General features: G+C 67.1%; 10 protein-coding genes. 6 read left to right on the top strand and 4 right to left on the bottom strand.

Features of this window, described 5'->3' with window-relative positions; genetic code table 11:
- The 3 genes from GT354_RS34550 to GT354_RS34540 form a co-directional block, all read right to left on the bottom strand.
- A partial coding sequence (locus tag GT354_RS34550; RefSeq protein WP_202512628.1) for a hypothetical protein occupies positions 1-428 on the bottom strand: 428 nt, incomplete at its 3' end.
- On the bottom strand, positions 425-850 hold the full coding sequence (locus GT354_RS34545) for a transcriptional regulator (protein WP_346012316.1): 426 nt from the start codon (positions 848-850) through the stop codon (positions 425-427). The genes GT354_RS34550 and GT354_RS34545, both read right to left, overlap by 4 nt.
- The gene (locus tag GT354_RS34540; RefSeq protein WP_161360316.1) at positions 847-1,113 is read right to left on the bottom strand and encodes a hypothetical protein; all 267 of its coding nucleotides are present in this window, start codon (positions 1,111-1,113) and stop codon (positions 847-849) included. Before GT354_RS34540 ends, GT354_RS34545 begins: the two co-directional genes overlap by 4 nt.
- A 379-nt stretch (positions 1,114-1,492) precedes the next feature.
- On the opposite strand from GT354_RS34540, the gene GT354_RS34535 reads away from it, so the two are divergent.
- The 4 genes from GT354_RS34535 (at position 1,493) to GT354_RS34520 (ending at position 4,701) form a co-directional block, all read left to right on the top strand.
- A complete protein-coding gene (locus tag GT354_RS34535) occupies positions 1,493-1,822 on the top strand; it encodes an antibiotic biosynthesis monooxygenase (protein WP_161360314.1) in 330 nt (109 codons plus the stop codon).
- On the top strand, positions 1,815-3,053 hold the full coding sequence (locus tag GT354_RS34530) for a helix-turn-helix transcriptional regulator (protein WP_161360313.1): 1,239 nt from the start codon (positions 1,815-1,817) through the stop codon (positions 3,051-3,053). Before GT354_RS34535 ends, GT354_RS34530 begins: the two co-directional genes overlap by 8 nt.
- A gap of 297 nt (positions 3,054-3,350) precedes the next feature.
- Positions 3,351-3,497: a hypothetical protein gene (locus GT354_RS34525; RefSeq protein ID WP_161360312.1), complete on the top strand. Its 147-nt coding sequence runs from the start codon at positions 3,351-3,353 to the stop codon at positions 3,495-3,497.
- A gap of 742 nt (positions 3,498-4,239) precedes the next feature.
- Entirely contained in the window at positions 4,240-4,701 is a 462-nt protein-coding gene (locus tag GT354_RS34520; RefSeq protein WP_161360310.1) for a prevent-host-death family protein, read from the top strand.
- Here the strand turns inward: GT354_RS34520 and GT354_RS34515 are convergent.
- The gene (locus tag GT354_RS34515) at positions 4,677-5,000 is read right to left on the bottom strand and encodes a hypothetical protein (protein ID WP_161360309.1); all 324 of its coding nucleotides are present in this window, start codon (positions 4,998-5,000) and stop codon (positions 4,677-4,679) included. The genes GT354_RS34520 and GT354_RS34515 overlap by 25 nt on opposite strands.
- A gap of 627 nt (positions 5,001-5,627) precedes the next feature.
- On the opposite strand from GT354_RS34515, the gene GT354_RS34510 reads away from it, so the two are divergent.
- Positions 5,628-6,395, top strand: a complete 768-nt coding sequence (locus GT354_RS34510) for a PLP-dependent aminotransferase family protein (RefSeq protein ID WP_346012315.1) — start codon at positions 5,628-5,630, stop codon at positions 6,393-6,395.
- 597 nt (positions 6,396-6,992) lie between these two features.
- Positions 6,993-7,886, top strand: coding sequence for a phosphorothioated DNA-binding restriction endonuclease (locus GT354_RS34500; protein ID WP_161360318.1), 894 nt, complete (start codon positions 6,993-6,995; stop codon positions 7,884-7,886).
- Positions 7,887-7,989 lie beyond the last annotated feature (103 nt).

The following is a 7,989-nucleotide window of genomic DNA, read 5'->3' as shown; positions in this document are numbered from 1 at the left end:
GACTCGATCGCCTTGGACGCCATCGCCGCACCCGCCCACGCAGCACCCTCGGACATCGAGGTCACCAGCACGGCGAGCGCGGGATGCATCCCGAGAGCGAGGTAGAACGACATCTGCGCGGGCCACGCCGTGCCGACCGAAGCGGCCATCATCGACGTGACCATCACGAAGTCGCGACGCGTCATCAGGGCGTCGATCCGGTCGAGCCAACGACGCCTGCGCGCCTCGCTCGCTTGGGCCTTGTCCTGCTCGGCACCGGCCCGCGCGGCGCGGTCGGCCTCACGCTGAACGGCGGCGATCCTCGCGGCGGCCTCCGCCTGGGCGAGCGCCGACTCCGCCTGCTTGGTCTGTGCGGCGGCCTGCGCTTCGGCGACACGAACTTTGTCGAGCTGTCGGCCGGCGCGCATCGAGTAGACGGTGTCTGTCACGACGTCACCCCCGTGACGATCAGGGCAGCCACGAACAACCACCCGGTATGCCAGGACTGATCGAGCAGGTACGGCGCCTGCGGGTCGTGGTCCCACCAGCCGCCCTTGCCGGTCCGGCGAGCGAGCCTGGCGAGGGTGTGCCGGCGGTCCGCCCACCAGTGCGACAGCGCGTCGACCACCAGGCCCACGACCACCGCGAACGGCGCGAGCGACAGCCCGAACACCAGCCACACCGCGGCGAGGAACAACACCTTGACCGCAGTCAACGACGCGACGTGCCGCGCGGCGAGGTAGCGGCCGGACCAACCGGCCGCACCCTTGCCGAGCGCTTCCCGCTCGCGCTGCACCCAGTGGCCACCCACCATGTGCGCGGCATAGAGCGCGAACCCGACGGCGGCGAACGTGCCCGCATCGGCGCTCACGCGGCCCACCGCCGAGCCACGAAACGGCGCGGCAGGACGTGGACGGTCGCCGACTCGCCAAGCAACTGCTCGGCGTACGCGGCCAAGTCCGGGTCCTCACGCCGCAACGCGGTCAGAATGTCGTGCGCGGCATCGACCCGGGCGGCCCGCTCTTCGGCGGACTCCCCCTCGACACCCTCGAACAGCTCCGGGTCGACGCCCAGCGCCAACTCGTTGAACTCGAAGTTCGTCACGGCCAGACGGCCGTTCACAATGGTTCTCACGGTCGTGCTCCTCTCGTGAAGGTCACGGCCCACGGGGCGGCTGCCTCCCGGCAAGGATCGGCAGCCGCCCCGGAACACGTATGAAGTAGCCCCGTCGGTAACGACGGATGGCAAAGCCCCTGTGCAGACCGGCGCGAGCGACCCGGGGCCGCGGTCACTCGCAGGATTCAGTTCTCAAGGGACGAGCTGTCCCGGCACTTACGGGCGCGCAGCCGAAGCCGCCTTCCCTGGCAGGTCGCACAGTGCTCTGCGCCGCTTCAATAGATGAAGCAACACTGCGAACGTACTAACAGAAAAACTGCGAGTCAAGAGAAACTGCTAGTCGCAGGAAAACAGCGAGCGTGTGAGACTGGCTGTTGCCCTGTGAGAGGAGCGAGACGTGGCCTTCGGCCTGAACGTGCGCTTCACTGCCCGCGACGAAGCGGCAGTGCGAGCCTTTGACGCCTTGGTGGCAGAGACGTTGATCGGCATCCGGGAACTCGAACCCGGGACGCTCATCTACGTGAGCCACGCAGTCGACGGAAAGCCGCTTCAGCGGATCTTCTACGAGCTGTACGCGGACCGGGCCGCGTTCGACCTGCACGAGCAGCAGCCCCACGTACGGCGCTTTCTCGCGGCCCGGGAGCAGTACATCGAGTCTGTCGCGGTCGATTTCCTGGAGTCCGGAGACGGCAAGGGCATCCCCGAGGAGGAGGCGCGTGGTGTCTGACGATGAGCGCAGAGCTTTCGGCGCACGTGTGGCCACGCTCCGGAAGCAACGCGGCATCAAGCAGACAGAGCTGGCGACCGCGGTAGGCCGCACGGCAAGTTGGGTCTCCCAGGTGGAGCGAGGCGTACAGCCCGTCTCACGACTCGATGTTCTGCAACTGCTTGCCGACGCGCTCGGCGTCTCGGTCCAAGCCTTGAACCCGGATGCACCCGTGGCGTCGGTGCCGCCACCCGTTGTGCCGGAAGGACCGAACGATCTAGATGCAGCGCGCCTGACGATCTCCGGACATCCAGCTCTCGGCGCTTTGCTCTCGAACCGAGCGACTTTCGAGCGCACTCCGCTGGTCGAGCTGATCGACCAAGTAGACGAGTTGTGGGCGCTCACTCACGCCGCCAAGTTCGCTGAACTCAGCGCGCTGGTAGGACCCTTGCTCGATCGTTTGGAATCGGCGGCAAGGACCGCCCCCAACAGCGAGCAGGCGACGTTGTACGCCCTGCTCGCGCGCGTCTACCAAGCGCTGGCCGCTGCCTTCGTCCGGCAAGACGAAGCCGATGCCGCATGGATCGCAGCGGATCGCGCCATTCGAGCCGCTGAACAGTCGGGCGCGGTGCTGTCCGTGTTTGCAGGCATCTACCGCCTTGCGCAGGCATTCATCAGGCTCAAGCGGCTCGACCAAGCTGAACACGCAGCGGCGACCGCAGTACGAGCCTTGGAGACTTACGGCGATGCCGAGTTGGCCTCACCCGAAGGACTCTCCGTCCTCGGATCACTGCGCCTGATTTTGGCGCTGGTGAACGCCCGATCAGGGAATCGTGACCAAGCCCGAACCGAGATCAGCGAAGCCCGAGCCGTCGCTATCCGACTCGGCGCCGACCGCAACGATTTCAACCTTGAGTTCGGCCCAACGAACGTCGAGATCCAAGCAGTCTCAACCGCAGTCGATCTCGGCGACGCTGGTGAAGCTCTCGCCATCGGTGGCCGCATCGACGCAGATCAACTGTCCCCGGAGAGACGTTCACGGCTCCTCATGGACCTTGGGCGCGCACACGCTCAACGTCGCCACGTCGGCGAAGCTGTCGAGTGCCTGCTCCGTGCAGAAGAGCTTGCGCCCGAAACAGTGCGCAGCCACACGGCATCACGAAGTGCCATCCGTGAACTCACCCTGATCGCAGGCCGGGCAGCGCCCGCCGAACTGCTCGCTCTAGCCGAGCGTTCCGCCGCCTTGGACTAGACGAGGCATACGGACCGACGTTGCGCGACAACATGTGCCACCGAGGAATCGATCATGTGACTTCCATCACGGTAGAACGTGGAAGTTGATGGAAGTTGATGCCCGTTGGGTTCCTCTCGGTTCCCGTTGGTTCCCCGTTGGGTGCGGACACACAGCGGACACACACTTTCGGTTCAAAGGAGGCGTTCTTCCACCGGTACGCTCTTGCCTCAGCACCAAACCTCCACCCACCGGGTGTCCTTGGACCACCCATGGGGCCCATGAGCACGTAACCGGGCTCGGGAGGAGGTGATTTCGTTGACGACGTCAGAGTGGCTGCGGCGGCGAGATCTGCGCAGGAACGCCGGGAAGGCTGTCTCCGCGGTCCGCAAGTGGGGACCGATGCTCTACACGTTCGCGCGTGGAGCTTGGAGCTTCTACAACGGCAGCGGCCCTGGAGACTAGTAGTCACCAGGGCCCCTGAGCGGCACGTTGGTCCCGTCTCATGCTTGGCCGGCCTGGGCGGGACCTTCGTGATCCACCTAGCTCTCTCGCGAGAAAGTTAGGAGGGGTCCTAACTCATCATGCCGCATCGTTCTGGGTACTCGAAACTCTCCGCCGCCTCAGTCGAGGTGGTCCCGAAGCCTCGCCCGGTCCCTGATCGGAGTGCGGCGGCCTTCCGTCTCACTTTCCGTCTCATTCATCGGCGTTCAGCGTCGTTCACCGCGGCCCCTCGCACCGTCGCTCCGGTGCCTCCGATGCAGGCCTGAACAGTGGCGAACTGTCGTGAACTGCTGTCCGGAGCAGGCCATCAGACTTGGAAAGCGTGTTGGGTTCACACCCTCACGAGTTCGAATCTCGTATCCTCCGCCAGCCTGCTGACCTGCTAGAACAGCCGGCAAAACTGTCAGCCCCGACCTCTCGCCAGGTCGGGGCTGATTTCATTCCGTCTCAGTTCTGGTTGCAGTTGACCCAGAAGGCCAGGGCGGCCGGTGGATCCCGGCCCTTCACCACCTGCCGCCCGATGCGGTTCACGTCGGTCCGGCAGGTGGTGCACCGCCCGTCTGTCATCGCGGCATGGATGGACCGGAGGCGGAGGAGCACCAAGCGCCTTCCCTGTACGCCACGGCTCTCGGTCGGAGACCCCACGACCGGTCACCAGCCCCAGGCTTGGACTTCGGAACACATTCCGAAGTATCATGCATCCATGTCCACTCTCACCGTGGCCTTCTCCGACCTGTCGAAGAACTCGAAGCGAGTCGCCGAGACCGTCGAACGTGCCCAGCGTGTCCACGTCACACGTCGTGACGGAGAGGATCTCTATCTGACCACCGAGCGCCATGATCGCCAGCGGGAAGAAACCGCAGATGTCACCTCCCGACTGTTTGCCGCGCTGATCGGTAGCGATGAGGGTGCCCGAGCGGTGCTCCTCGCCTTGCCGACGGTTTTCCCGTGGGTTCGACACTTGTCCGCGGATGAGGTTCGCGAGTTCGTCGTGGACCTAGTGGACGCCACACGTGACGTCGCGGAACTGGATGTGCACTCGACCCTGCATCGCGTCATCGTCGAGTGGCGCGCGACCGCCAGGATCCTGGCCGATCCCGAGTTGGCCGCCCTGCTCGCCGAGCCGTTGCAGGATGAGGATCACGGTGAGGTACTCGCGCCTTGAGTCCGAAACGCGGTGATGATGTCCCGCCGCCACCCATCGGTGACGAGTGGAGATTGCGCTTCGCCACCACCGAGGCTGCCAAGGGGTGGGGTGATCTCTGCGCCGAGACGGCGACCAATGCCCGTCGCTGCTTCAAGTCTCTCCGCGCCGATCCACTGTCCACCCGCGACCCGGACCGACAGCACCGCCTGCGCGGCCGCCTCGCCACCCGGGTCTTGGGCAGCCGAGAGCTGCCGCAATGGGAATTCGAAGTAACCGCCGGTGGCCGCGTGCGCTATCTCGTCGATGAGGTCGGACATACCGTCCACCTCGTGTACGCCTCCACCCGGCATCCGAAGGACACTGACACCTGAGCCATGGGTCCGCTGGTCTCAGTTCTGGTCTCATTCACCTTCGTTCACCGAAGTCCGGGCGCCGAGAGGACCGGAGCTTCGCGGCAGGTCAGGACGCTGACGAGTCACGCCGAACCCTCGGGCGGCGACTTGGAAAGCGTGTTGGGTTCGCACCCTCACGAGTTCGAAGGTCGTATCCTCCGCCGGCCTGCTGGACTGTTCGAACAGTCGGCGAAACCCTCGGCCTCGACCTCTCGCCGGGTCGGGGCTGATTTCATTCCGTCTCGGTTTCCGTCTCACTTGGGGCCTTCAGCGCCTTTCGGAGCGCCCCGGAGCGCGGCCCCGACCTGCCCGGCCACCTTCCTCGGTGTCGGGTCGGTGGCGTGCATGTTCGGCCGGGCCTCTGTCGGACGACCCGGTTCTGTCGTTGATGCGGTCGGCGCCGGAACGTGGTCCGGCCGAGCTCGATCGCTCGTTTGACGAGCCTTTGGTGGGACCGCCGTCCGGGCAGGAGTCGGGGCATCGCAGGCCGCAGTGTTTGGCGTGCCGACAGCGCGCTGACGACGGCAGCGGGCCTGTCCTGTACCGCTGCGCGTGGACGAGTTCGGCGCCGATCCGGCCGACCTCACCCCGCTGACGGGGGCCGCATTGCTTACACCGGCTCACCAACACCCCAGTGGTGTTGTGCTGTCGCCCGCGCGACGTGGCGAGTTCGTCGCCTGGGCCGAATGCTGCGACGGCTTCCTGATCGAGGACGATTACGACGGCGAGTTCCGCTACGACGGTAGGCCGGTGGGGGCCCTCCAGGCGCTCGATCCCGAGCGGATCGTACTCGCCGGCAGTGTCAGCAAATCTCTCGCTCCGGGCCTGCGTTTGGGCCAGCTTGTGGTGCCGCCGACGCTGCGCGTCCCGGTGACCGCAGCCATGCGCGAGAGTGGCGGCGGTGTGTCCGTGATCGAGCAATTGACGCTCGCCGACTTGGTCGCGCGAGGTGACTACGACCGGCACGTGCGCCGTGTGCGTACGGTGTACAGGCGACGGCGCGCCGAGCTCGCCGATCGCGTCGGCGCGCTTACCGGGCTCAGGCTCGTAGGCGCGGCCGCCGGTCTGCACGCGTTGTTGCCTCTGCCGTCCGCCGAGTACGAACGTCGACTGATCTCCACCGGCGAGTACGTCGGGCTGCGGTTGCACGGTCTACACGCCTCCGGCTACCGCCATCCGCCCGACACGTCGGCCCCGGCCGCACTGGTCCTGGGCTACGCCACACCGGCGCCGCACGCCTGGGGACAGGCGCTGGACCTGCTGGGCGAAGTGTTGGAGGCGGAGGGATTGCGGGCGGGGCCGAGAGGCACTCGACCTTAGCTCCGCACCTTGGCCTCACGACCTTGGCCTCGCGCTTTTCTCGCTCTGTGAGTCGCCGATTTGCCCACCTGGGTCTTCGTCGTGTCGCGCGTCGCCTTGAGCCGCCGCCGTGGTGGCCGTGACCCGGTACGCCGGAACAGTGCGCCGGCGGCAGGTGGTCCGCCGCCGAGGACCGTCGCCCGGGGGGCCGCGGGTCCGCGCGTTCGGCATCCCTGACCTCGCCCTCGAACCAGGGGCGCCATGGGCACTCGACCGAGGGCTCCTGATCCGAAACCGCCCCCGTCACGGTCCGGCGCGCATGCCCGCCGAAGTCGCACTCGCCTTGCGCGGGCCCGACTGGCTGGCCCCTTCGGCCCGTTTCCGCCCTCCGCGCGGCTCGTGTCCGTCACCCCGGGCAAGGTGGAGCGGGAAGCCGCGGCCGCGGCGTTCGCGACCCAAGCCACCTCGGTCCTGTCGGAAATCGTCGCCGGATACGCCAAGCACCCGTCGTACGGCGACGTCCGCCGGCTCGCCCGCACCATCACGCCGGCACCACCATCACCACTGTGCCGTGCCGACCGGGCGGAGCGTCACAGGACGGCCCTTATGATCCTGCGCATGGACTGGCCGGCGCGAGTCGCGACCCTGAGGCAATGGACGAACAACGGCGTCCGTGCTCCGCACAAGCCGCTGCTGCTTCTCTATGCCCTTGGCCGCTACCAACAGGACGCCGATCAGGAGCTCGTCTACAGCGCGGTCGAAGCGGACCTCAAGCGACTGCTCGCGGAGTACGGGCCGGGCAACCGGACCACCCCCGCGTATCCGTTCCATCACCTGGTCAACGACGGGATGTGGGAGGTGCGCACGCGCCGAGGGGCGGGAAGTCCCGGAAGCGGTGTACGGGAGTTGCGGGATTCGGGGGCCGCCGGACGGCTGTCTCCGGACTTGCGGGCCGCGCTGCGCCGCGACCCCGCACTGCTCGGACAGATGGCGCGCACGTTGCTCGAATCGCACTTTCCGCCCTCGCTTCACCAGGAACTGTGCGAGGCCGCCGGCCTGGAACTCGACTACGCCGAGATGCAACCGCTGATGTCGAGACGGCGGCGGCGAAGCCAAGCGCTCCGCGAACTGGTCCTGACCGCCTACGAATACCGCTGTGCGTTCTGCGGCTACGACGGTCGGATCGGCATGATCCCGGTGGGGCTGGAGGCCGCGCACGTGCACTGGTGGGCGCTCGGCGGACCTGACGAGACGGACAACTCGGTGTGCCTGTGCTCGCTCCACCACAAGCTCTTCGACAAAGGCGTTCTCGGGGTGAGCGACGAGCACCGCGTCATGGTCGCGCAGCGATTCGTCGGGCACAGCACGGCCGCGCGCGACCAGGTCATCGCCCTCACCGGACGTCCGCTGCTCGGCCCCCAGGCGGGGACACCCTCGATAGCCCCGGTCCACCGCTCCTGGCACACCGCACAGGTCTTTCACGGGCCTGCGCGCCCTGCGATCGCGGCGTAGTCCGAGGGCGGTCCAAGTCGGTTCTGTGCCAGTCGAGTTCGTTACGGTCGAGTCCGGTCCCGTCGAGTCCGGTCCCGTCGAGTCCGGTCCCGTCGAGTCCGGT

Source organism: Streptomyces sp. SID3343, assembly GCF_009865215.1.
GTDB lineage: Bacteria > Actinomycetota > Actinomycetes > Streptomycetales > Streptomycetaceae > Embleya.
The sequence above is the reverse complement of the archived record's forward strand: the minus strand, read 5'-3'. Positions and strand labels throughout refer to the sequence as shown.

What these genes read in the sequence shown, in the direction of transcription:
- GT354_RS34500 (WP_161360318.1), top strand. Translation starts at nt 6,993, where the DNA reads ATGGACTGGCCGGCGCGAGTCGCGACCCTGAGGCAATGGACGAACAAC.
- GT354_RS34515 (WP_161360309.1), bottom strand. Translation starts at nt 5,000, where the DNA reads ATGTCCGACCTCATCGACGAGATAGCGCACGCGGCCACCGGCGGTTAC.
- GT354_RS34520 (WP_161360310.1), top strand. Translation starts at nt 4,240, where the DNA reads ATGTCCACTCTCACCGTGGCCTTCTCCGACCTGTCGAAGAACTCGAAG.